The 23,428-nt window shown below is 63.1% G+C and carries 24 protein-coding genes and 1 pseudogene; 18 read left to right on the top strand and 7 right to left on the bottom strand.

Annotated elements, in window-relative coordinates; genetic code table 11:
* From tssI to BLV20_RS30290, 10 genes and pseudogenes are all read left to right on the top strand, one after another.
* Positions 1–1,868: pseudogene (gene tssI, locus BLV20_RS31880) on the top strand (type VI secretion system tip protein TssI/VgrG); the annotation flags it as partial.
* On the top strand, positions 1,865–2,452 hold the full coding sequence (locus BLV20_RS30250; protein ID WP_092306022.1) for a DUF4123 domain-containing protein: 588 nt from the start codon (positions 1,865–1,867) through the stop codon (positions 2,450–2,452). The pseudogene tssI and the gene BLV20_RS30250, both read left to right, overlap by 4 nt.
* Before the next feature lie 50 nt (positions 2,453–2,502).
* Positions 2,503–2,856: a hypothetical protein gene (locus BLV20_RS30255; protein WP_139192771.1), complete on the top strand. Its 354-nt coding sequence runs from the start codon at positions 2,503–2,505 to the stop codon at positions 2,854–2,856.
* Between the two features lie 2 nt (positions 2,857–2,858).
* Entirely contained in the window at positions 2,859–4,394 is a 1,536-nt protein-coding gene (locus tag BLV20_RS30260; RefSeq protein ID WP_092306024.1) for an OTU domain-containing protein, read from the top strand.
* 225 nt (positions 4,395–4,619) lie between these two features.
* The gene (locus BLV20_RS30265) at positions 4,620–5,558 is read left to right on the top strand and encodes an alpha/beta hydrolase (protein ID WP_092306025.1); all 939 of its coding nucleotides are present in this window, start codon (positions 4,620–4,622) and stop codon (positions 5,556–5,558) included.
* A gap of 529 nt (positions 5,559–6,087) precedes the next feature.
* Entirely contained in the window at positions 6,088–6,405 is a 318-nt protein-coding gene (locus BLV20_RS30270) for a DUF7693 family protein (RefSeq protein ID WP_092306026.1), read from the top strand.
* Positions 6,406–6,658: 253 nt separating this feature from the next.
* The gene (locus tag BLV20_RS30275) at positions 6,659–8,140 is read left to right on the top strand and encodes a tyrosinase family protein (protein WP_092306027.1); all 1,482 of its coding nucleotides are present in this window, start codon (positions 6,659–6,661) and stop codon (positions 8,138–8,140) included.
* A 157-nt stretch (positions 8,141–8,297) separates the two neighbouring features.
* On the top strand, positions 8,298–8,924 hold the full coding sequence (locus BLV20_RS30280; protein WP_256577921.1) for a copper chaperone: 627 nt from the start codon (positions 8,298–8,300) through the stop codon (positions 8,922–8,924).
* Positions 8,917–10,980, top strand: coding sequence for a hypothetical protein (locus BLV20_RS30285; RefSeq protein ID WP_092306029.1), 2,064 nt, complete (start codon positions 8,917–8,919; stop codon positions 10,978–10,980). The genes BLV20_RS30280 and BLV20_RS30285 overlap by 8 nt, the downstream gene beginning before the upstream one ends.
* A gap of 72 nt (positions 10,981–11,052) precedes the next feature.
* Positions 11,053–11,388 (top strand): hypothetical protein, encoded by a 336-nt coding sequence (locus BLV20_RS30290; RefSeq protein WP_092306030.1) that lies wholly within the window; start codon positions 11,053–11,055, stop codon positions 11,386–11,388.
* 52 nt (positions 11,389–11,440) lie between these two features.
* Here BLV20_RS30290 and BLV20_RS30295 read toward each other — a convergent pair whose 3' ends face one another.
* Positions 11,441–12,151 (bottom strand): methyltransferase family protein, encoded by a 711-nt coding sequence (locus BLV20_RS30295; RefSeq protein WP_256577922.1) that lies wholly within the window; start codon positions 12,149–12,151, stop codon positions 11,441–11,443.
* Between the two features lie 302 nt (positions 12,152–12,453).
* Here BLV20_RS30295 and BLV20_RS30300 point away from each other — a divergent pair, with 302 nt between their 5' ends.
* Both BLV20_RS30300 and arsH read left to right on the top strand, forming a co-directional pair.
* Positions 12,454–12,924 carry an arsenate reductase ArsC gene (locus BLV20_RS30300; protein WP_092306032.1) on the top strand — a complete coding sequence of 157 codons (471 nt, stop codon included), beginning with the start codon at positions 12,454–12,456 and terminating at the stop codon, positions 12,922–12,924.
* On the top strand, positions 12,924–13,682 hold the full coding sequence (arsH, locus tag BLV20_RS30305; RefSeq protein ID WP_256577923.1) for an arsenical resistance protein ArsH: 759 nt from the start codon (positions 12,924–12,926) through the stop codon (positions 13,680–13,682). Before BLV20_RS30300 ends, arsH begins: the two co-directional genes overlap by 1 nt.
* A 26-nt stretch (positions 13,683–13,708) precedes the next feature.
* On the opposite strand, the gene BLV20_RS30310 is transcribed toward arsH, so the two are convergent.
* Genes BLV20_RS30310 through BLV20_RS30320 form a run of 3 tightly spaced genes read right to left on the bottom strand, consistent with a single transcriptional unit; the run spans position 13,709 to position 15,272 of the window.
* Positions 13,709–14,119, bottom strand: a complete 411-nt coding sequence (locus BLV20_RS30310) for a hypothetical protein (RefSeq protein WP_092306033.1) — start codon at positions 14,117–14,119, stop codon at positions 13,709–13,711.
* Positions 14,116–14,688 (bottom strand): T6SS effector amidase Tae4 family protein, encoded by a 573-nt coding sequence (locus BLV20_RS30315; protein WP_092306034.1) that lies wholly within the window; start codon positions 14,686–14,688, stop codon positions 14,116–14,118. Before BLV20_RS30315 ends, BLV20_RS30310 begins: the two co-directional genes overlap by 4 nt.
* Positions 14,688–15,272 carry a PAAR domain-containing protein gene (locus BLV20_RS30320; RefSeq protein WP_092306035.1) on the bottom strand — a complete coding sequence of 195 codons (585 nt, stop codon included), beginning with the start codon at positions 15,270–15,272 and terminating at the stop codon, positions 14,688–14,690. Before BLV20_RS30320 ends, BLV20_RS30315 begins: the two co-directional genes overlap by 1 nt.
* 288 nt (positions 15,273–15,560) lie before the next feature.
* Between BLV20_RS30320 and BLV20_RS30325 the strand changes: the two genes are divergently transcribed.
* The 5 genes from BLV20_RS30325 to BLV20_RS30345 all read left to right on the top strand — a co-directional run bounded on the left by BLV20_RS30325 (position 15,561) and on the right by BLV20_RS30345 (position 19,000).
* Positions 15,561–16,175 carry a DNA-3-methyladenine glycosylase family protein gene (locus tag BLV20_RS30325; protein WP_092306036.1) on the top strand — a complete coding sequence of 205 codons (615 nt, stop codon included), beginning with the start codon at positions 15,561–15,563 and terminating at the stop codon, positions 16,173–16,175.
* A gap of 259 nt (positions 16,176–16,434) precedes the next feature.
* Entirely contained in the window at positions 16,435–17,001 is a 567-nt protein-coding gene (locus BLV20_RS30330) for a GNAT family N-acetyltransferase (RefSeq protein WP_092306037.1), read from the top strand.
* 326 nt (positions 17,002–17,327) lie between these two features.
* Positions 17,328–17,831 carry a GFA family protein gene (locus BLV20_RS30335; RefSeq protein WP_092306038.1) on the top strand — a complete coding sequence of 168 codons (504 nt, stop codon included), beginning with the start codon at positions 17,328–17,330 and terminating at the stop codon, positions 17,829–17,831.
* 104 nt (positions 17,832–17,935) lie between these two features.
* Positions 17,936–18,178: a hypothetical protein gene (locus BLV20_RS30340; protein WP_092306039.1), complete on the top strand. Its 243-nt coding sequence runs from the start codon at positions 17,936–17,938 to the stop codon at positions 18,176–18,178.
* Positions 18,179–18,184: 6 nt separating this feature from the next.
* Complete coding sequence (locus BLV20_RS30345; RefSeq protein WP_092306040.1) at positions 18,185–19,000, top strand: MipA/OmpV family protein; 816 nt, start codon at positions 18,185–18,187, stop codon at positions 18,998–19,000.
* Between the two features lie 345 nt (positions 19,001–19,345).
* Here the strand turns inward: BLV20_RS30345 and BLV20_RS30350 are convergent, their stop codons facing one another.
* From BLV20_RS30350 to BLV20_RS30360, 3 genes are all read right to left on the bottom strand, one after another.
* Positions 19,346–20,620 carry an ATP-binding protein gene (locus BLV20_RS30350; RefSeq protein ID WP_092306041.1) on the bottom strand — a complete coding sequence of 425 codons (1,275 nt, stop codon included), beginning with the start codon at positions 20,618–20,620 and terminating at the stop codon, positions 19,346–19,348.
* Positions 20,621–21,328 (bottom strand): response regulator, encoded by a 708-nt coding sequence (locus BLV20_RS30355; RefSeq protein WP_092306042.1) that lies wholly within the window; start codon positions 21,326–21,328, stop codon positions 20,621–20,623.
* A 198-nt stretch (positions 21,329–21,526) separates the two neighbouring features.
* Positions 21,527–22,132 (bottom strand): MiaE family protein, encoded by a 606-nt coding sequence (locus BLV20_RS30360; protein WP_092306043.1) that lies wholly within the window; start codon positions 22,130–22,132, stop codon positions 21,527–21,529.
* A 226-nt stretch (positions 22,133–22,358) separates the two neighbouring features.
* Here BLV20_RS30360 and BLV20_RS30365 point away from each other — a divergent pair, with 226 nt between their 5' ends.
* The gene (locus tag BLV20_RS30365; protein ID WP_092306044.1) at positions 22,359–23,225 is read left to right on the top strand and encodes a universal stress protein; all 867 of its coding nucleotides are present in this window, start codon (positions 22,359–22,361) and stop codon (positions 23,223–23,225) included.
* Positions 23,226–23,428 lie beyond the last annotated feature (203 nt).

Here is a 23,428-nt window from a genome sequence, read left to right on the forward strand (position 1 = left end):
TTCAACCAGAAGATCTACCAGCATCTGAGCGTGCCGAAGATCATCGCCCAGGTCCTCGAGGCCCGCGGCATCCTCGCCGACGCCTACAGTTTCCAGCTCGGCGCGACCTACCCGGAGCGGGTCTACTGCACCCAGTACGACGAATCCGACCTGCACTTCATCCAGCGCCTGTGCGAAGAAGAAGGCATTCACTTCCACTTCCAGCACAGCGCCAGCGGCCACAAGCTGGTGTTCGGCGACGACCAGACGGTGTTTCGCAAGCTGGCGGCGGTGAACTACCAGCAGGACTCGGGCATGGCCGCCGAACAGCCGGTGATCAAGCGCTTCAACCTGCGCCTGGAAACCCGCACCAGCCGCGTCGGCCGCCGCGACTACGACTTCGAGAAGCCGCGCCTGCTGCCCGAGGGCGCGGCCAAGTCCGAATTCATGCCGGACCTGGAAGACTACGACTACCCCGGGCTGTTCACCCAACAGGCCCGCGGCAAGCAACTGGCGACCCGCGCCCTGGAACGCCACCGCAGCGACTACCGGCTGGCCGAAGGCAAAGGCGACGAGCCGAGCCTGGTCAGCGGCCACTTCCTGACCCTGGCCGCCCACCCGCGCAGCGAATGGAACGACCTGTGGCTGCTGCTGGAGGTGATCCACGAAGGCAAGCAGCCGCAGGTGCTGGGCGAAAACATCACCAGCGACGTCACCAGCAACAAGGACGATTTCCACCAGGGCTACCGCAACCGCTTCCTTGCCACGCCCTGGGACGCCCACTACCGCCCGCCGCTGGAACACCCGAAGCCCAAGTCCCTGGGCAGCCAGACCGCCGTGGTCACCGGGCCCAAGGGCGAAGAAATCCATTGCGACCAATACGGTCGGATCAACATTGCGACCAATACGGCCGGATCAAGGTGCAGTTCCACTGGGACCGCGACGGCCAGGCCGACGACAACACCAGCTGCTGGCTGCGCGTCGCCACCAGCTGGGCCGGCAACCCCTACGGCGCCATCGCCATCCCGCGCATCGGCATGGAAGTGCTGGTGACCTTCCTCGAAGGCGACCCCGACCAGCCCCTGGTCACCGGCTGCCTGTACCACAAGGAAAACGTGGTCCCCTACGACCTGCCCGCCAACAAGACCCGCAGCACCTTCAAGACCCTCAGCTCGCCGGGCGGCAAGGGCTACAACGAACTGCGCATCGAAGACAAGAAAGGCGCCGAGCAGATCTACCTGCACGCCCAGCGCGACTGGGACGAGAACGTCGAGCACGACCAGCGCATCCGCGTCGGCAACCAGCGCCACGACACGGTCGAGGCCAACGCCCTCACCGAACTCAAGGCCGAGGAACACCGCATCACCCACCTCGATCGCAAGAGCGAAATCCGCGCCAACGACCACCTCACCGTGGCCGTCACCCAGCACGCGAAGCTCGGGACGGCACAGTTCGTCGAGGCTGGCCAGGAGATTCACTACAAGGCCGGGGACAAGGTCGTGGCCGAGGCTGGCTCGGAACTGACGGCCAAGGCCGGTGGCAGCTTCGTCAAACTCGATGGTGGCGGCGTAACCATCAGCGGCGCCGATGTGAAGATCAATTCCGGCGGCGCGCCAGGGACTGGAACAGGCATTGCCGCGCTGCTTCCGGGATTGCTGAAGGCCGCGGGCACCGATACCGCCGGCAAGACGCTCAACACCGCCCCCATCAACCAGGCCGGCGCCGCCATGAGCGCCCCCCTCGCGGCTAGCCCCGAGACCGCCCCGACCTCCTCCGCGACCGCAGAAGCCACCCGGGCCGCCCGGCTGGGCCTGCAGGACCGCCAGGCACAAACCCTGATAAATGCCGCCGTGCGCGGCGAGCCGTTCTGCGAGGTTTGTCAGAAATGACCCGATTCCTGCAAGCCGATCTCAGCCTGAACGAATGGCTGGCCACCGAACTCTGGGCACAAGGCACCCGCCCCGAGGATCCGCAGGTATATGCCTTGCTGGACGGCGCCCGCGACCCGGACATCGAGCGCCGGGTGCGAACGAGCCGGGCCGACTTTGCCTGCCTGTATGCGGGCGAGCTGTCACCGAGCCTGTCGGCCGCCGCGCCTTACCTGCTGCACCTCGACCCACACCAGCCCTATACCCGGCAACTGCTTGAGGACAGCTGGGGGCAAAGCTGGGGCTGCTTCGTGGTCGCGGCGGCCCACGTCAGCCTGCGGGACTTGCGTGAGCACTTTCGCACCCTGCTGCGGGTGGCCGACCCGAAGGGCAATATTTTGGTGTTCCGCTTCTACGACCCCAGGGTCTTGCGCCTCTACCTGCCTACCTGCACCGCCCTGGAGCGTGCCGCGCTGTTCGGCCCGGCCAGGGCCCTGATCGCCGAAACCGGTACCGGGCACTCGCTGGTCAACTACCCGGTGGACCCTGCTGGCGGCCCCGCCGCCCGGTTGTGCATCTGGCCCTCCAGCCAGGCGCTTTCATGATGAAGCCGGGCCTGCCGCCCAAGAAAAAGAACAGCATTGGAGCCTTTAGCATGATGACCATTCGAAGCGAGCAAATGGCCGTATTCGAGCAGGCCCGGCAGCAGGAGTTCTGCGCGAAGGCCGTGGATTTTTTGCACAGCGAACATGCCCCGCGGTGCGCAGAGCGTGGCCACGCCGAGGTCGTTCTACTGGTAGAGCGCTACACGCCGCGCCTGAAGGCACACGGCATTACTTCACCGGTGCAGGCGGTCAGTGTGCTGGAGACCCTGCTTCTCAGCCGCCTGGACCTGCGCTCCCCCGCCGACGCCGAAACCGTGGACGCCGCCTTCGCCCAGGCCGGCCCCTCGTTCGACAGCCTCGACGATTGCTTGAACGATGCATTGGCAGCGACGCCGCGGGGGTAATCATGTCGGAATTCACAGATGCTTTTTACAACTACCACCAACTGATCAACAAGATCTCGTTGGACAAGTTGCTTCTGGTCAAGCTTGATCGGTTGCTCGCCAACAATATTGGTTCATTAGTGAAGTTGGAGCTGATCCTGGCTTCGAAAGAACACAGCGACGTATTGAAGTACGTCCAGTTTCACTGCAATAGCGAGAACCCCTGGAAAAACGAAAACCCTACCAAGGACAAACATGTCCGCAGGACAAGCGCTCTCGGCAAACTCAAGGACCTGCAACAGATGATAGAACGCACCACGATTGCGGTCTTGATCGCAACCATGAGGCGTCACAATCTGGAGGGCGGCGAGCATGACGACTTTCTCGAAGTCCTCCAGACAAACTGGAAAACCAAGAACTATGAGGCAAAGACCTACCGGATGCGGTTGCATTCAAGCCACTTGGGGCTTTCTCCGCATTTCGCCCATGGCAGCCTTGTCGGCAACTCGGTACTGGCTGGCATGGTCGCCTTGACGGAAGAACACGCCGACAGCTGGCACTCTTACGTATTCAACGTTTGCCTGATCAAGATCGCCGACAGCGCGGCGCAAAAGACGCCGGGAGAGGAAGGCCGCTTTCTACTGGTCACCCAGAATAATCGCTCGTGTTTCACCCACGGAATCAGCCAGATTCCACCGCTGGTGTTTAACCTGTGCGAAGACGATCTCACCGCCAACTTTCGAAAATTCAGGATGTTTGAGGAAAGCTCGCTGGTTACGGTCACGGCGTGTAAAGACAATCCATACAAGGTCGCCGACAGCGCGGAAACGGCGATGACTCTGGATAACGCCGAACAAAGCTTGATCTCGCCTTGTGTCGCCTACCTCAGAAAGGCCTATCTCGGTAATGACGAAGTAAGGATCAGGGCGCTTGGAAGGCGACCTGCCTACACCCACGCCTGCCTGGAAGAAACATCGATCGCCACGATCGTCAAAGGCCCGCAGGAGCAATACAAAGTCAGCGTGCCCGCTGGCCTTTACGAACATGGCGGCCCCCTGACACTCGACAGCCCTGCCATTTTCCGGACGCTTTGGCGTACGACCTACGACGGCAAACCGTTGGCACCGAAAAAGGTGGATGGCCTGACCGTGGTCGGGGTGGCCGATGATGGCCATTGCCTGTTTGCCGCGATAGGCCTCAGAACCGGTGACTCCGTGAAAGAGCTTCGGCGCAAGGCCTCGGAATATCTTAACCAGCATCCCGCACTGATTCAGGATGAAGGGAATAAGGAGAAGTACGTGGCGGACCTGAACAATATGGACAAGAACATCTTGTGGGGTGGCTTTCCAGAAATCATGGCCCTGGCCGAAGTGCTGGGCCGCGTCATTGTGGTTCACCGGGATGGCCAGCTTCCTGACCTATACCGCGGCGACATCCATGCCCATGAGCAATGGGCCGATGACTACCAGGCAAACGCCAGCGATATCCATATTTACTATTGCTCAACCCAGGGCCAGGGCGGGCAGCTGAACCACTTCGACGGTTTGGCAGATACTTGACCCACCTCACATCAGCAGCAAGCGGACCCTGCCGGGCCAGCTAGCGCCGTAGCAGGAGGTTGGCCAGGACGTGCCGCAGCAAGCGGCATCTGCTCTTGTGATGCTCTCAATCCAGGCCGCCACATTTTGTAAAGCTTGCCCCACCAGGGTTTGGCGAAATGATTACTGCGCGGACCCGCGCATCTGCTAAAACGCGGTTTTGATCCGTGCGCGGTGCCACAGCCTATGTCCTTCACATTCCTCTCGCGCTGGCGACCTCGCTGGTGGTCGCTGCTTGGCATGGCTGTCCTGTCGATAGGGCTGCCGGTGGGCTGCCAGGTGCTGGAACACAAGGAGCGCGAACTGGTGTTTCGCGTCGAGCCGGTCAACGCCAGCTGGTATCGCGGCCTGCCAGCCGGCATTCGCGAGCTGCAGCTCAAGGGCGACAGCCTCAAGCCCGAGCAAAACATTCATGCCTGGTGGTGGCCGGCACAGCGCGCCGATGCGCCGGCCATCCTTTATTTGCATGGGGTGCGCTGGAACCTCACCGGGCACGTGTTTCGCATCGAGCAATTGCGCGCCCTGGGGTTCTCGGTGCTGGCCATCGACTATCGCGGGTTCGGCCAGAGCCTTGGCGAGCCACCGTCGGAAACCAGCGTCTACGAGGACGCGCGGATTGCCTGGGCACAATTGCAGCGGCTGCAACCCGACGCCGGCAAACGCCTGATCTACGGCCATTCCCTGGGCGGCGCGGTGGCGGTGGAACTGGCTGCGCAGCTGGGGCAACAGGCCGCCAGCGAAGGCACGCCAATTCCAGCGCGGGGCTTGATCGTCGAATCCTCGTTCACTTCCCTGGCCGATATCGCCGCCGAGCTGGGCAACACCTCGCTGCCGGTGCGCTGGCTGCTGTCGCAGAAGTTCGACTCCCTCGACAAGATCGCCCGCATCGGCATGCCGCTGCTGGTCGTCCACGGCCTGGACGACCGTTATGTGCCGGCGCGTTTCAGCCAACAATTGTTCGACGCGGCGCAGCAGCCCAAGCAGTTGCTGCTAATTCCCGGGGCGACCCACAATAACAGCATGCGCCTGGCCGGCGAGCGCTATCGCCGAGCCCTGGACACATTGCTGCACGCCCGACCGGCGAAGGTCGCCGCCGCGGAACCGGCCCGCGTGCCGACCAGCTGAGCCCTGAGCCAATAGCGTCGCCACAGCGCCCTCCGGCAACGAACCGCCCTGGCGACGGCCTTTTCCTTAGACACCCCGTAACAACTCCGGCTGGCCCTGGCATCGCTTAAATGCGAAGGTCCGCTGTTGATTGTTTTGGAGGCATGTCATGACTACATTTCAATTCATCGCAGGCATGGTCTTTTGTCTGGCAGGACTGGGCGTGAGGGGCTACCTGGCCGTGCAGCATCCGGGGGCCGAAAAGGCCTGGCGCTCTTCCAGCACGCGAAAGTCCGCCAAGTAGCCCTTGCCCCCTCCTACGAACTCCGCTGACGCCTGCTGGCCAGGCCCTCCTGGCACCCACTGCCGGCCAATGGAAAATGCCCGTCTCTTGCGACACGGGCATTTTTTCGGTCCAAGGTTTTCCGCTTCAGGGAATCAAAAGTCCCACTTGCTGGTGAACATCAGTTACTCGGGACGCTCTCGACGGCGCTTTCCAGGCTCGCAACAATGGCAAAATGGCCGCCGTCCCCGTCTTGAGATCATCCCCATGCCAACCGCCCCCGCCCTCACCGCCCGCGAAATCTGCCAGGTGCTCAGGGAGCTGGCCCTCGGCACCCGCACGCTGGATGCCTCGAGCCAGCGCCGGTTGATGGCGGACAACAGCTGGCAGGTGCGGCTCGAGGTCGATGGCTGGAGCCTGGCCCTGGTCAACCATGGCCAGACCCTGAGCCATTGCGAAGAATGCCGCTCGCCGGACGGCCGGGTCGAGACGCTCGACGCCTGGCAGCGCTATGGCACCGACCCGGTCAAGCTCCTGAGCATCTGGGAACACCAGCAGCTGCAGCGTCTGTTGCAGGCGTTGTAAGCCCAGGCCAGTGCCCATCCCTTCCGTTCGTCCGATGACGGCGCCCGGGCCCCGGTCGTTCATCGGGATAATGGGAATTGGCCATGGCGTTTTTGCCGGGCTTCTATACTCAGTTTCGAAGAGGCACGCCTCAGCACGGCGGGCCTCATGAGCGCAGTTCCGCCGTGAACATGAAGTCGCCAGCGGCAAAGGATTGCGAAGGGAGTGGCGCCAGTCGCCACCCTGGCCTGATGCTGCAAGGGAGGTGCATTTCATGAACGCGATTCGACAGGATGTGGCAACGCTCGGCTCCGGCTGGAACAAGGTCCTGCTCAACTACGCGCTGGCCATGCGCGAACTGGACAAGCTGCCGATCACCCACCGCAACAGCTGGAAATTCCTCGGTGCCATCCATGGCTTCGACCGCCAGTTATGGGTCGAAACGAATGTCCTGGGCGATTCCGACCCGGTACCCAAGGACCTGACCAACTTCACCTACGGCAGCCAGTGCCAGCATGGCAGCTGGTATTTCCTGTCCTGGCACCGCGGCTACCTGGCGGCCTTCGAGGCGATTGTCGCGGCCAAGGTCAAGGAACTGACAGGTGACGACTGGGCGCTGCCGTACTGGAACTACCTCAATAACAAAAACCCGGATGCGCGGCGGGCCCCGGAGGCATTCCTGGCCGACACCCTGCCCGACGGCAGCCCCAACCCGCTGAAGAAATACCCACGCCGGCAAGGCTTTACCACCCTACGGCCGAACTCCCTCGATGCCTTCAGTCTGGCCGCCATGCAGGAGAACGACTTTCAGGTCGGCAATGACGGCAGCATCGGCTTCGGCGGCGGCGTCACCGGCAATTTCGCCCAGTTCGCCCGCTGGACCGGCGACCTGGAGAACAACCCGCACAACACCGTGCACCGCCTGATCGGTGGTGGCGAAGGCTTCATGGCCGATCCCTACCTCGCCGCCCTGGACCCGATCTTCTGGCTGCACCATTGCAACGTCGACCGGCTCTGGGAAGCCTGGATGAACACCCCGGGCAAGACCATGGTCCGCGATCCGCGCTGGCTCAACGGCCCGGCCGACCGCCGTTTCATCATGCCGGAGGTCGGCGGCACCGACCCGGGCATGACGTTCACCGGCCGCGACACATTGAAAGGGGGCAAATTGCATCCGCGCTATGCCGACTTGAGCATTGGCACGGGCGTGAAACCAGGAGCAGAGGCCGTGACACGGGTCAAGATGGGTGCGCCGGAACAACAGAACATCGAACCGATCGGTGCCAACCGGTCGGTGGTCACGGTCGGCGGTTCGCCAGTGCGCACCCAGGTCGACCTCGACCACCAGGCCACCAGCACCGGCATCGCCGCAATGGGCGCCACAACCCCTGGCCAGCCGGTGACCCGGCTCTACCTGGCGCTGGAATCGGTGCGCGGCTCCGCGCCCTCGCCGCAGTTGGCGGTGTACATCAACCTGCCCAAGGACGGCGACCCGCAGCAGCATCCCGAGTGCCATGCCGGCAGCCTGACGCTGTTCGGGCTGAACGTCGCCTCGCGCCCGGACGGCGGCCATGGCGGCAACGGCCTGGGCTACACGATCGACATCACCGACCTGGCCCAGCGGCTGACGGACGCTGGCGATTTCAACCCGGACTACCTGCGGGTGACCCTGGTGCCCGGCGAGCAGATGTCGGCGGACCAGCCGGTGACCGTGGAGCGGATCAGCGTTCTCAAGCGCAGTGGCGTCGTCAGCTGAGTAGCGCCTCATGCCATCAGGACCGATCTGGCTCGGCTTCACCCGGGCGCCCTGGCCGTTGCTTTTCGCGACGGCCGGACTCGGCCTGGCCCTGTGCCTCTACCGCGCCGGGCACAGCACCCTTCCCGCTTTCTGCAGCTCGGGGGAAGGGCTGCTCATGGTCACCCGTTGGCCCGCCGCGCTGGCAGCGGAACTCGCCCTGACTCCCATGTCGCAGCGGCTGGCGGACTGGGCGCTGATGCTGCTGGCGATGATGCCGCCGCTGCTGGCAATGCCGCTCATGCATACCTGGCGCTCCAGCCTGCCGCGCCGGCGCATGCGCGCGGCGTTCGTCGTCGTGCTCGGCTACACCGCCGTATGGCTGGCCGCCGGGCCGCTGCTGATGCTGCTCGCCTTGCTCTTGCAGTTCAGCGCCAGCGAATCGGCCCTGGGCGTGGCCCTGCTGGTTGCCCTGCTGTGGAGCGCCAGCCCCTGGCAGCGCATGGCGCTCAACCGTGGCCACCGGATGCGCCGGATCGGCCTTTTCGGCTGGGCCGCCGACCGCGACTGCCTGGTCCTGGGCACCACCCACGGGGCCTTCTGCGTCGCGTCCTGCTGGGCCTGGATGCTGGTGCCACTGCTGGGCGGAGCCTGGCACAACGCCCTGATGCCGCTCGCCGGGGCCATCATGCTGGTCGAACGCCTGGCCCCCGGCGATCGGCCATGCTGGCACTGGCCGGCGGTGCTGCCGCGCCTTGATCTGTGGCTGTTTACCGCGCGCAAGGCGGCGCGCGCCCATGACTAGGCGCGCCTGCCTGGCCATCGGCGTCGGCACGCTGACCCCGCCGCAGAACCAGACGCTGCGTTTTGCCTACCTGGACGGCGCGGTGCTCGCCGCCCGCTCGATCGGCGACTGGGCGCTGCGCTCGGGCTTTGGCGCCGATAACGTCAGGATCGTCGACGACGGCTCGGTAAACGGCAGTGAAAACCCGGTCACCCGCTCGCGGGTGCAGCAAGCGGTGGATGAGTTGTTCCCCTCCGGCGCCGCAGTGGTCGAGCAATTGATCCTGGCGTTTTGCGGCCACGGCCTGACCGACGCGAATATCGGCTCGATCTCCTGGCTGTTCAGCGACTCGCTGCACCAGAAATACCGCGTCCTGGCCGACTCGTTCTACACCGAGCTGCTTTTGCACGGCGTGCAGCGCATCACCCTGATCACCGACGCCTGTCGCGAAGCGCCGAAGAACCTCGACCTGACGCGGCTGGATGCGGTGCGTGGAATCGTCGTGCAAGGCACACAAGTGGAAAACCCCAGGTTCGATCGCCTGGCCGCCTGCCAGGACGGGCAGCTGGGTTACATGGTCTCCGAGCCGATGTCCGGGGCGCCGGGCAAGTGCGTGTTCTCCGGGGTGATTGCCGATGCGCTGTGGGGCATGGAGCCGAGCGCCATCAGCAACGGCCTGATCACTACGGCGAGCCTGGGGGCCTGCGTGCGCTCGCGCACCACCGAGCGCGCCAAACAATATCGCCTCAAGCTCAACCCGCAGTGCCTGATCGATCCGGAGCCGGCCGTGCTCTACAACACCGCCCATCCGTTGCCCGGTCCCGCCGGCTTGCAGCCTTGGCCGCCCACGGCAGAGCCCAGCAACATGGGCCCGGTGCCGGCGGCCGGCCCGGTGGATTCCGCCGAGCACAATCTTCAGCGGGTGCACAGCGACGCAGCCTTTCGCGAGCACCTGCTCGGCAGCGATTTCGGGCTCAAGCAGCACGACCTGACAGTTCCCGCCGACCAGGTCGTCACCATTCCCGAGTCGAGCAAGGAGCTGCTGCAAGAGTTGGTGGTGCTGCGCCAGCAGGGCCCGCGTTTTCCCGAGAAGAAGCGCAAGGCCAAGGCCCTGGTCCAGCGCCTGGAGGCGGATGTCGCCGCGGATAGGCGCCAGTCGGCGGCCGCCGAGGTTCGCCAGAAGATGGAACGGATCGGCAACCCGGGCGCGGCGAACCTGATTGTCTGCGGCGAGCGAGCGCAGCCCCTGTCCCGGGAACCGGTCGAGCGCCTGGACGCGCCGCCGATGTTCGAGATGTTCCGCGCCACCAGCGATCCGCAGGGCATGCCGGTACTGGTGCAACTGGCCGATGGCAGCGCCACGCCGGTGGTTCCTTACGCGGGCCTGTATGCGGTGGTGATGCCTAGCCCCCTGGGCGATGTTTTCCAGGCCTATGGCAGGCCCGAGGCGCCCGACCAATACCTCTCGATGCTCGGCGCCATCGACGATTTTGCCGCGGGCCGGCTACAGGCCGAAGACATCGACCGACTCGCCGCCGGCGTGCTCCACGAGCAACGGGCCGACCCGATGCTGGGGGTGATCTGCGCCTACCTGTACCGCGCCGTGGCCGACTACGACAGCATCCGGCGCCTGGCGTACTTCTATGCCGAGCACGATCAGCCGGTGCCTTTCGACATGGCCTTGCTCGGGGCCATGCAAGTGACCCTGGAAGCAGACGGCACCCCACGGCTACAAATACCGGCCGTCAAGGCGCGCCCGGTTCAACCAAAGGCACCCAGGGCCGCCGACCCCGTCAGCCGTGCGACACCGGCGATGCTGGCCTGGATCGGCGGGCGCTGCCCCTGGCTGGGGCTGGGCTGGGACTACGTCAACGACCCACGGCCGGAATGGGCCGTGCTCGTCGAGGGCCTTGCCGAACATGCCCGGGCGGTGCGTCACAGCGGCGCCACGGTGCTGCCGGGCAAGGTCGCCCGCAAGCTGGTCAAAGCCTGGAGTCTGCGGCCGGCCCGAGATGACCTGACACGACCCGCGGTAGCCAACCCGCCGCCCCTCAAGGAAACGAACCCAGCCCCATGACGGTCAAAAAAGTGATGCCATTGAGAAGGGACAGCGCCAGAGGGTCCCGCAATCCAAAACGGAGGTCACGTCATGAGCGCCTTGACGATCGAAGGCTGGTGCAAGCCCGACAATGCGCAGAAGTCCACCCCGCTGGGAGAGATCCATTTCTACGTGGATAATCCCCTGCACCTGCGCCTGGAAGAAGCCGAGGAACGCCTGCAGAAAACCCATGAACAGGACGCCATGGTCGACGTCGACATGAACACCATGGATCTGGTCCTGCCCGAGGGCTACAGCCCATTGTCCGACTGCCGGATGCGCGTCTATTTGCAGCACGGTCGCGGCCAGTTCCATCTGGTGGGGCATCGAGCCAGCGATGGCAGCCTGATCTACAGCAATGCCGTGCTGATCGACCAGTTGCTGTAAAACGCAGCTTTACGCCAGCGCCCTGTCGCCCGGGTGTGATCGCCGCCGACGCTCACCAGAGGCCGGGCACCAGGCGCCAGCGCACCCGCTGGCAATAGCCGGCGTAGCCGCGCAGCTCAGCCTGCAACAACTGGTCTTCCCAGGCCGTGCGCAAGACCAGCAGCGCCGCCGCCAGCGCGGCGGGCAGCAGTGCCCAGAACGAACCCAGCGCAAGCGCCATGCCGAAGAACAGCAACAGTGCGGCGATGTAGCCCGGGTGGCGCACAAAACGGTAAGGCCCGCTATCGATGACCCGCTGATGCCGCTCGGACTGGATGCGCACGCCCGGCTCGAAGAACGGATTCACCGCCTGCGCCCATGCAGTCAGCGCGATGCCAGCCAGCACCGCGGCATAACCGGCCAGCACCACCCAGGCCGGAACCGCCGACCAGTGCATGCGCCCGGCATCGAGCGCCGCGACCGGCAGCACGGCCGTCATCGCCGGCAGGAGGAACGCCAACAGCTTCTTGTCCCAGCTTTTCGTGCCCGGCTGGAAGCGGCTGCGCGCGCGGTAGATCAGCGGATTGACCCGCGCCAGCACCCACGCCGAAACGCCAAAGCCCAGGGCCATGACCGCGAGGAATATCCACCCGGGCCACCAGCCGAGTGTGCCGGCCGGCAGGAAGATCAAGCCCAGCAGCGCCAGCGGCAGGCCGATCACGTAGGCAACGGCGGCGCGGCGCGACATCGGGGCGGGTTCCTGCGGGGTTGAAGGGTTTTGCATAGGGTTCCCCCTGTGGCGAGCCACGGCGCTATCGCTCTTCGGGAAGTCGCCCGGCTTCAAGGCTCGCCATGGCTGGCGGGCGAATATCAGCCTGGCGGCTTCGACCTGCACTGCAGCGAAAGCATAGAACACGGGCGCAAATCCCTTGCCGATACGGGCTTGCAAAGAAGATTTGCGTTCGGTTATTCACCCGCAGCGGATGCTTGGCAACGTCGCCTCACATACGTATATTCGAATACCCATATATTCAAGCGACGCCTGCCTGGCGTCATGCCCCCAAGCCCTCTTGCCAGGAAGCCCCGATGAAAGTCCTCTTCATGTGCACCGCCAACAGCTGCCGCAGCGTCCTTTCCGAAGCCCTGTTCAATCACCTGGCGCCGGCCGGTTACCAGGCGGTGAGTTCGGGCAGCTTCCCCAGCGGCAAGCTCAACGCCCGCGCCCTGGCCACCCTCGAACAAGCCGGCGTGAGCACCGCGGGCCTGTACAGCAAAGGTTCGGAAGTCTTTGCCGAGAGCCCGCCCGATATCGTCATCACCGTGTGCGACAAGGCCGGGGGCGAGCCTTGCCCGGTGTATTTCGGGCCGACGCTGAAAAGCCATTGGGGCCTGGAGGACCCTTCGGAGGTCCAGGGCAGCGAACAGGCGATCCAGGCGGCCTTCGCCCAGACCGTGCGCAAGATCGAGCAACGCTGCGCCGCCTTCTTCGCCCTGGACCTCGACGTGCTCTCCCCCGCCGAGCTGAAAAACGCCCTCGACCGCATTGGAGCACTGTGATGGACAAGCGGATAACCGACAGCGACAACGACGACCTGAACCTCAGCCAGGATCCCCTGCACAGCCTCGACCTGGAGCTGTTGCAAGCCTTGGCGCCGAACCACCTGGAAGCCCCGGCGCCTGCCGCGCACAAACCGCGGATCCTGTTGCTCTACGGCTCGACCCGCGAACGCTCCTTCAGCCGCCTGCTGACCCGGGAAGCGGCGCGCATTCTCGAGTTCCTCGGCGCCGAAACCTATATCTTCGACCCCAGCGGCCTGCCGTTGCCGGACGATGCGCCGGTGGATCACCCCAAGGTCCAGGAACTGCGCGAACGGGTGCTGTGGTCCGAAGGCCAGGTCTGGTGCTCTCCGGAACGCCACGGCGCCATGTCGGCGGTGTTCAAGGCACAGATCGACTGGATCCCCCTGGCCCTCGGCGCAGTCCGCCCGACCCAGGGCAAGACCCTGGCGGTGATGCAGGTATGCGGCGGCTCGCAGTCGTTCAACACGGTCAATCAATTGCGCGTGCTGGGACGCTGGATGCGCATGTTCACCATCCCCAACCAGTCATCGGTGCCCAAGGCCTTTCTCGAGTTCGATGACCAGGACCGCATGAAAGCCTCGCCCTTCTACGACCGGGTGGTGGATGTGATGGAAGAACTGATGAAATTCACCCTGCTCCTGCGCGGCCGCACCGACCTGCTGGTGGACCGCTACTCGGAACGCAAGGAAAGCGCCGCAGCGCTATCGGCACGGGTCAATCAGCGTTCGATTTGATGCTGAAGCCCGGCACAGATTTTCACTCACTGAGGAACATACTGATCCTGAGTCCTGACAAACGCGTCGAATGCCTGGGAGTTGTAAACGTCCAGGCATCCATAAAACACCATCTTCTGATCAGAGTGCTTACTCAAGGCAGAAGTCTTCCGGTAAGCATCCAGGATGAACTTTTCGGTTGCCGCATAAGGATCATGCAGCACCTCCTGCGTGTCTTCATTCTGCATGATCGTGTGCATGCCCTTTCCCATGAAAGAGTAGGCACCAATGGCCAGCGAAATGTCCTCCTTGATTGCGGACTGCTCCTTGAACTGACTGTCGATACAATTAGCCAGCCCGTAGTTCTTGAGCATTTCACGAGCCTTGGATAGATCAGCGGCATTAACGGCAAAAGAGCACAGCAGAAACAGGCAAAACGCCGCGAACAAACGCGTCATCCTTTCAACTCCCAAAAGTTTATAACCTCGAGTTTTACACGAGGATCGTCATAGGTATGGCTATCTAATCGATGATAATCGCTACCATCACCCGTATTATTTCCATCCCATAATGTCGCGTGTCCTGTAGCATCAGTCCACCCAGATATCACCATAACCAGAACCCCTTGTTTACCATTGATAAAGCTCAGGTTATTGGGTTTAACTTCATGGTCGGGTGCCTTCCAGTTATTTTTCAAGAATGCAAAGAAACCCTCGACCTTCATGATATAGGGAAGATCATCTCCTCCTCGCAGCCTGTAAATGGGTGTTTCTTTGATAATGGTGCCTTTCGGTATTTTATAACCCCCATAGTTGAATGCCCTGCTCAATCTCAATGCACAGGCATTCGCATAGGCGGCAGGCTTTGCAGCCCTATGTGCTTCCACTTCACCACCGACTAATTGATATACGCTCACAGAATCCTTGAGCCCGACTTCCGTATAGGCATTCCATAACGTACTGAAACGAGGACGTCTTACATCCATGGTCGACGAAACGCCTCCTGCAGCGACATTTATCCTGGTCATCACCACTCTCCTTCCATGTCAAACGCTACACCGTCAAATGCGCTCATGATATTGGCTACTCCATCGGCAGCCACAACACCAGACAATGTCTGTTCCACAGGCCCGCTTACCGTGACCGAAACTCTTTCACCAGGAAGATACCCTGTGGTTTTCACATGGATATTCAGATCCACATAAAATCTGGAATAAGAGTCAACCAGCGTTTTTTCTGGCCCATGCGACAGGAAAATACTTTGTATGATTTTAGGTGCGGCCAACAGCGGCGCAACAGAAGAGATACTTGCGCCAGAATGCTCGGCGCCACCATAAACTGAAGACTGGGTAGCAATTAGGGTATTGGCCCCGGGCGGACAGCCACAGGCTACATAGTCTCCCTCAAGAGCAATCGGCCCTGCCGGCAAAGTCACAGTTCTGGGCCCAACAGCAACGATAGGCCCTTGCTTCTTACTGCATACCGGACAACTTGCGATGTGCCCTATGGAAGAGGTGTCAACCGCGCTGTCGATACTGATACCTGTATTGCCCTGCAGTACCTGTCCGCCAGTAGAAGTACGTGATCCTATCCCGATCATCTTGCGTCCCATATGAGTCTCCATCTCAGGGCTGTGCATCGACGCAATCTAAAACAGTTACTACCCTATGAAACCAATAATCCCATGGAAAATTGTATATTTCTGTTACACAATTTTAATTGCAAAAAGCCATCACTCCACCCCTTCCCCCTAAAAAAACGACTCCATTTACTTCTCTCCCTGCAGCACGCCAGAAAAGTAATCAAAATCCCGTGTCACGGAATTCCAGCGCAAGCGACCGAGTGCAGCGCCAGGCATGGCTGGCTAATCTCAAGCCACGCCTTCGCTCCAGGACTCACCATGCCCGAACCTTATCTCCAGGCCCGCGCCTTTCTGGCCGGGCTCGACCCTGACTGGGCCCGTCACGTCGAGGCGGTCGGGCCGTGCCTGCATCAGCCCAAGCCAGCCCGCGAGCCCTGCGAGGCGCTGGTGCGGGCGATTGCCTATCAGCAGCTGCATGCCCGCGCCGGCGATGCGATTCTCGGGCGTTTCCTTGGCTTGTATGGGCACGCCTTCCCCTCACCCGAGCAAATTCTCGCCACGGATGTCGAGTCGTTGCGTGGTTGTGGTTTTTCCGCCGGTAAGATCGCCACCATCCGCGGTATTGCCGAAGCGACGCTGAGCGGCGTGGTGCCGGATTACCAAGCAGCCCTGGCCATGGACGATGAGGCCTTGATCGAACGCCTGACCAGCCTGCGCGGGATCGGTCGCTGGACCGTGGAGATGCTGCTGATCTACAGCCTGGAACGCCTGGACATCCTGCCCGCCGATGATTTCGGCGTGCGCGAGGGCTACCGGCGCCTGAAGGGCCTGGCGCAGCAGCCGACCCGCAGGCAGATAACCGAGATCGGCCAGGCCTGGCGCCCGTATCGCACGGTGGCGGCCTGGTATTTGTGGCGGGTGCCGACGCGGTGACGAATGCCAGCCCCTGTAGCCGCTACCGAGCCTGCGAGGCTGCGATCGGGGGCGCAGCCCCGTAAACCTGAAGTGCGGTCGGTATGGCCGGGCGACCGCTGCGCGGTCGATCGCAGCCTCGCCGTGGCTCGGCAGCGGCTACATATAGGGTGCGCGCAACCCCGCTCCGACACTGCCCCGTTGACCTGAATCAAGGGCCCGGCGCGCGGCAGGTGTAGATGTTCAGGCAATTCTTTTTGCACTTCACGGAGACTTGCCCATGACCAGTACCGCCCTCCACACCCCAGCCCTGGCCGCCTTCGCTCAGCACAAAGGCGAACATTGGGTCGAAGCCCTCAACGACGGCAGCCCGGTGCTGATCCGCCCGTTGCGCGACGAAGACCGCGAGCGGGAGAAAGCCTTTATCGAGAACCTTTCGCCGATCACTCGACACCACCGTTTTTTGGCTGAAGTGAAAGAAGTCGGCGATGCCCTGCTCGCCCAGTTGATGGACGTCGATGGCAGCGAGCGCGTGGCCTACGTGGCGCTGGTGCATGACAACGGCTCACTGCGGGAAATCGGCATCAGCCGCTACGCGACGATCGGCGCGGACGCGGACACCTGTGAATTCGCCGTGACCGTGGCCGACGACTGGCAGCACAAGGGCCTGGACGCCTTGCTCATGCGCCACTTGATCGCCCGGGCCAAAGACCAGGGCTTCAAGCAGATGTACTCGCTGGATTGCCCGGCCAATCACCGCATGCGCGAGCTGGCCGCGACCCTGGAGTTGAGTCGCGCCATCGACCCGGACGACGCCACCCAGGTTCGTTATCACCTGGCGCTGTAAGCCAGCCTCAGCCCGCCACGCTGCCCACAAAACCACGCCTTGCGGCCAATGCGTTAGCGCACTGGCCGCATGCGGTGGGCCGCTGGCAGTGCTTCGCCACCGACGCGCTGGCCATGCCTGGCACCCTGGCGCCCGTCCTGCCAACTGCTCGATGGCCGCCCGGCAAAGGCTTGAAAACGCCCCTGGCGAGCACTCCTGGTTGAGCGCCATCGACAAGCCTGAAGTAGCTAAAGCGTCAACTCCCGCCCGCGAGGCCCCATGGCGCCATGTTCCGGCCGACAGCGACTAGGCTATCGCTCATAGCCCATGGATCGCCGGAGGTCATCATGTTGCTCGAAGGTTCCTGCCATTGCGGCGCTGTGCACTTCAGCCTGAACAGTGCCCATCCCTACCCTTATCAGCGCTGCTATTGCTCGATCTGCCGCAAGACCCAAGGTGGTGGCGGCTATGCGATCAACCTCGGCGGCGACGCCGCGAGCCTGAAAGTCCGCGGCCGCAAGCACATCACGATCTACCACGCGCTGCTCAAGGAGCCCGGCAAACGCACCCGGCGCAGCAGCGCCGAACGGCATTTCTGCGCCCATTGCGGCTCCGGGCTGTGGCTGTTCAGCCCGCAATGGCCGGAGCTGATCCACCCCTTCGCCTCGGCCATCGACACGCCGTTGCCGATACCGCCGGAGCACACCCACCTGATGCTCGACTCCAAGGCGCCCTGGGTGGAAATCGACTGGCATCCCCACGACCTGCAATTCGCCCACTACCCCGAGGAATCCATTGCCCAGTGGCATGAACGCCATGAGCGGCATCAGCGCCTGAACCTGCAACGCTAGGCACCGGGCCTTCACAGTCTTTGACAGTTTCGCGACAAAGCTGCCAAAGATTGCCGGCGCCAGCCTCCCTAGCATGAGCGCATCCATTTCCTCACGGGTGCGTCATGTACGGTCGACTCTCCACTCTTTTCATCGGCGTGCTGCTCGGCGGCCTCAGTTGCCACGGCACGCCGCCCGCGCCCTCGGGCAGTGAAGTGCCGCCTGAAAGCGCCACGCCTGCGCAAACCATCCTCCGTGCCGAGCCGGCTCCCGTCGGTCCGCCGCGCCAGCTCGCCAAGCGCCCGCGCGACGGCCTGGGCAGCTCTTATTCACGAACCAACGATCACTCCCTCACCTTGAGTTTCTAGCCTCCGATGAAGACCTCCAATCCTCCGAAAACCTTGGGCTTGTCCCTTGCTGCCCTGCCTGTGGCGTCGCTGTGCCTGCTGGCGCCTGGCACGACGCTCTACGCCGCGGACTGGCAGTACCAGTTGCAAGCCGGGGTCGCCAGCCTGCCGCGCTACAGCGGCAGCGACGAACGCAGCGTCGCCCCACTACTGGGCGGCGAAATCGCCAGCCCCTACGGGGTGTTCCTCAACACCGAGCAGGGCCTTGGCTGGCGCAATGAATGGGGCGATTTGGCGTTCGGCGCCTGGGTCGGCCCCAGCGCGGCCCGCAAGGACCGCAAGCACGGCTACAAGGGATCGGACCATCTGGACGGCATGGGCTCGATCAAGTCGCGCGCGCAGTTCGGCGCCCACCTGGGCTACACCCTGGGCGCCGTGGAGCTGGGCGCTACGCTGCAGCATGCGCTGAAGAAGAACGACGACCCCGATACCGGCTCGGCCTACAACCACCTGCAACTGAGCATTGCCAGCACCTTGTATGAAGGCCGGTACGGCCGTCTCGACGGCAGCCTCAACAGCCAGTTCGGCGACGGCGATTACCTGCGCACCTGGTATGGCGTAAGCAACGCCCAGGCCGGCCGGACCCGCTTCGACGCCTATCGCCCCAAGGGCGGCTTTCTCAGCCGTGGCGGCGACCTGACCTGGACCGTGCCGATCGACGACCAACTGCAGGTCGCCACGGTACTGGCGGTGCAGTACCTGGGCCGCGAAGCGGCGGACAGCCCGATAGTCGAGCGGCGGTTGCAGACGTCATTGGCGATTGCGCTGGAGTACAGCCTTTAACCACCCCGTAGGAGCGAGGCTCGCCCGCGAAGGCCACACCGCGAAATACCTGCCCCACCGCGTCATCGTTCTTCGCGCGCAAGCTGCGCTCCGTTCCGTAGGAGCGAGGCTCGCCCGCGAAGGCAACACCGCGAAATACCTGCCCCACCGCGCCATCGTTCTTCGCGCGCAAGCTGCGCTCCTACAAAAGCCGCCACCGTTCCGTAGGAGCGAGGCTTGCCCGCGAAGGCCACACCGCGAAATAACTGCCCCGCCGCGTCATCGTTCTTCGCGCGCAAGCTGCGCTCCTACAAAAGCCCAGCACGTCCCGTAGGAGCGAGGCTTGCCCGCGAAGGCTGCGCCGCGTTATTCGAGGTGTGCCCAGGTCATGCGAAACGACGCCCCGCCCCACGGCGAGTCCCCGACTTCGACCTGGCCGCCGTGGGACTGCGACACCCGGCGCACCAGCGCCAGGCCCAGGCCGAAGCCGCCGGTGCGGCGGTCGCGGCTGGCGTCGAGCCGGGAGAACGGTTCGAAAATCTTCGCCCGCCCGGCCACCGGCACGCCCGGTCCGTCGTCGTTGACCTGGACTTCATAATCCTGCCCGACCCGCAGCAGGGAGACCTCGACACGCTGCTCGGCGTAGCGGATGGCATTGCGCAGCAGGTTGATCACCGCCCGCGCCATGAATCGCGGCTCGATGCTGATGTGCTCGACCTCGCAGGCGCGGATCCTGATCTGCACCCCCGCCGCCTCGGCCTCCAGGGCGACACTGCCGACCACGCTGTCGAGCCAGTTGGAAGCCTGGACATTCTCGCGATTGATCACCGTGGCCCCGTGTTCCAGGCTGGCGTAGGTCAGCAGCTCGGAGACCATTTCTTCCAGCTCGCCGAGGTCGGCGTACATGTCGGCGATCAACTCGCGATTGTGTTGCGGGTCGGACTGCTTGAGCTGGTCGAGCTCGAACGACAAGCGGGCAATGGGCGTGCGCAGTTCATGGGACACCGCGTTGGTCAACTCGCGCTGGTTGGCGATCAACCCCTCGATGCGGCTGGCCATCTGGTTGAAGTGCTGCGCCAGGTCACGCACGTTGGAGCGCCGCGGCAGGCGGATGCGCGAACTCAAGTCGTTATCGCCAAAACGCTGGGCCGCCAGGCGAATCAATTCCAGGTCGCGCCAATGCGGGCGCACCCAGAAATACAGGACCAGCGCCAGGCTCGCGCCGAGAAAGGCATAGGCCCAGAAATACAGCCATTTGGGCTCTTCCGGCAGGCGGATGCTCAGCAATTGCGCGCCACCGTCGAGGTTGGCAATGAACTCGCCGAAGTCGCCCCGCACCACCAGTTTGTTCTCGGCCAGCAGGCTGCGTTCGCGCTCGGACAGGTCCAGTTCTTGCGCCTGCTGCAGTTTCAGGCGCATACCGTAATGCTGTTGCAACTCGGCCAGCCGCTGCTCGCGCGCCGCCCCTGTGACGCTGGACAGCTGGGTGGCCAGGCTGTACGCCGGCCCGCGCATGGCCTCGCGGTTATAGGTTTCGTTGGCGTCGGGCAGCAGTTCGGAAAAGGTGTAGTTGACCGCCCAGATCGCCCCCGCCAGCCCCAGGGCGAGGATGATGTACAGGCGCAGAAACAACCGCAGCATCTAGAGCTCCCACGCGAACGGATTGAACAGATAGCCCTTGCCCCAGATGGTCTTGATGCACACCGGTTCGCGAGGGTTGTCCTGGAGTTTGCCGCGCAGCTTGCTGATGTAGACATCGACGCTGCGATTGAGGCCGTCGAAGGCAATGCCGCGCATGCGGTTGAGGATGTCGTCGCGGGAAAGGATCTTGCCCGCCGAACTGGCCAGCAGCCACAGCAGCTCGAACTCCATCGTCGTCAGTTCGATCAGCTCGCCGGCCAGGCGCACTTCCCGACAACTGCGATCCAGCGTCAAGCAGCCGAACTCCAGCGCGCCGCGCACCGTCGGCTCCGGTACCTGGCGCCGTTGCAGGGCGCGCAGGCGGGCCAGCAGCACCGGCGGCTTGATCGGCTTGATCACGTAGTCGTCAGCGCCGGACTCCAGGCCGAGGATATGGTCCAGGTCGTCTTCCTTGGCGGTAAGAATGACGATGGGCGTGTCCGCTACGTTGCGGATCTCGCGGCACACATGCAGCCCACTCTGGCCCGGCAACATCAGGTCGAGGACGACAATTTTCGGCTTGAATTCGAGAAAGGTCGCCAACGCCGCATCGCCACGATGCACCGTCAGGACCTCAAAACCGTGTTGGGAAAGGAAGTGCGCGATCAGCCCCGCGAGCTTTTCGTCGTCTTCCACCAGCAATACTTTGCCAAGACCCGGGTTATCCATAAATACCAGTCTGAGAGCGCACAATTGGGGCGCGCATTATAGGCGGCATCAGATAGATCTGAGAGCAGGGCAAATCGCAAAAACCGGTCAAGATGGCCGGTTTTCAGTGATGTTTCATGCTTTTAAGAGTTTTTTACAATTTGCCCACAGTTTTCGACAAGCAGGCTTTTGCTGCCGGCGTCGACAGCCAGCAGCCATTTACAGAGCGGGCACGCCGCTGTGGAAGCGGAACTCCACGTCCGGCGACTCGATCAGTTCGCGCTCTGCGGCGCGTACCTTTTCGATCACCTGGGCGATGTCCTTGGCGTCTCCATATTGATAGGCCAGTTTCAGATAACCCTGAAAATGCCGGGCCTCGCTTTTCAGCAGGCCGAAGTAGAACTTGCCCAGTTCTTCGTCCAGGTGCGGCACCAGCGCCTCGAAACGCTCGCAGCTGCGGGCCTCGATAAAGGCGCCAACCACCAGGGTGTCCACCAGTTTCACCGGCTCGTGGCTGCGCACCACCTTGCGCAGGCCCGAGGCATAACGCCCGGCCGACAGCTGGCGCAGCTCGATCTTGCGCCGTTTCATCAGGCGCATGACTTGTTCGTGGTGCACCAGCTCTTCGCGGGCCAGGCGCGACATCATGTTGATCAGGTCGACATGCGAGTGGTACTTGGCGATCAGGCTCAAGGCGGTGCTGGCGGCCTTGAACTCGCAGTTCTTGTGGTCGATCAGCAGGGTTTCCTGATCCGCCAGGGCCGCCTGGACCCAGGCATCCGGTGTGCGGCAGCCGAGAAACTCGTGGATTTCCGGCAGGTTCATGGCCGTTCGTCCTTGTGCGCAAGGTGCTCGCAAGGCATGACGGTGGCGACTTCAGGGATAAATGGCATGGGGCTCACGGCATAAGGGTTCACAGCGAAGGGCGCCGATTATACCGGCCGCGCCACAGACCACCAGCCGCGGCGCTTGATGTGCATCAACTTCCAGGGCGACGCGCAGCAACTATAGTTGTGCAACGTAGCCTTTTTCCCTGTCTGGAGAACCGATCATGCAAGCCATCCGCAGCATCCTGGTGGTCATCGAGCCCGAGCACTCCGAAAGCCTCGCGCTCAAGCGCGCCAAGCTGATCGCCGGGGTGACCCAGGCCCATCTGCACCTGCTGGTGTGCGACAAGAAACACGAGCATTCGGCGCTGTTGAGCGTGCTCAAGAGCAGCCTGCTGAGCGAGGGTTACAGCGTGACCACCGAGCAGGCCTGGAACGACAGCCTGCACGCCACCATCATCGACGTGCAGCAAGCCGAAGGCTGCGGCCTGGTGATCAAGCAGCACTTTGCCGACAACCCGCTGAAAAAGGCCCTGCTCACCCCCGCCGACTGGAAACTGCTGCGCTATTGCCCAAGCCCGGTGCTGCTGGTGAAAACCGCCAAGCCCTGGACCGGCGGCGTGATCCTGGCGGCCATCGACGTTGGCAACACCGACGGCGAGCACCGCACCCTGCATGCCACTATCGTCGACCATGGTTTTGACATTGCCAGCTTGGCCAAGGCGCAGCTGCACGTGATCAGCGCCCATCCGTCGCCGATGCTCTCGGCGGCCGACCCGGTGTTCCAACTCAAGGAAACCATCGAGGCGCGCTACCGCGACCAGTGCAAGGCATTCCAGGCCGAATTCGATATCGACGACACCCACCTGCATATAGAGGAAGGCCCGGCGGACGTGCTGATCCCGCACATCGCCCATGAACTGCAGGCGGCGGTGACCATCATCGGCACCGTGGCGCGCACCGGGATTTCCGGGGCGCTGATCGGCAATACCGCCGAAGTGGTGCTCGATGCCCTGGAAAGCGACGTGCTGGTGCTCAAGCCGGAGGACATCATGGACCACCTCGAAGAGGTCGCCAGCAAGGAGCATTGAAAGGCAGGTAATTGAGAGGCAGGTAATTGAAAGACAGGTAATAGAAGAAAGAGCGCTATCGCGGGCAAGCCTCGCTCCTACGAATCACACCATGTCCGTAGGAGCGAGGCTGAACTGGCCTAATAATTCTGGACACCTCAATCGGGCGCTATGATGGCGTCCAAATCTGAGGTGTTTGGATATGCGTAATTCTTATTCCAGTG

The organism is Pseudomonas sp. NFIX28 (genome assembly GCF_900107395.1).
Classification (GTDB): domain Bacteria; phylum Pseudomonadota; class Gammaproteobacteria; order Pseudomonadales; family Pseudomonadaceae; genus Aquipseudomonas.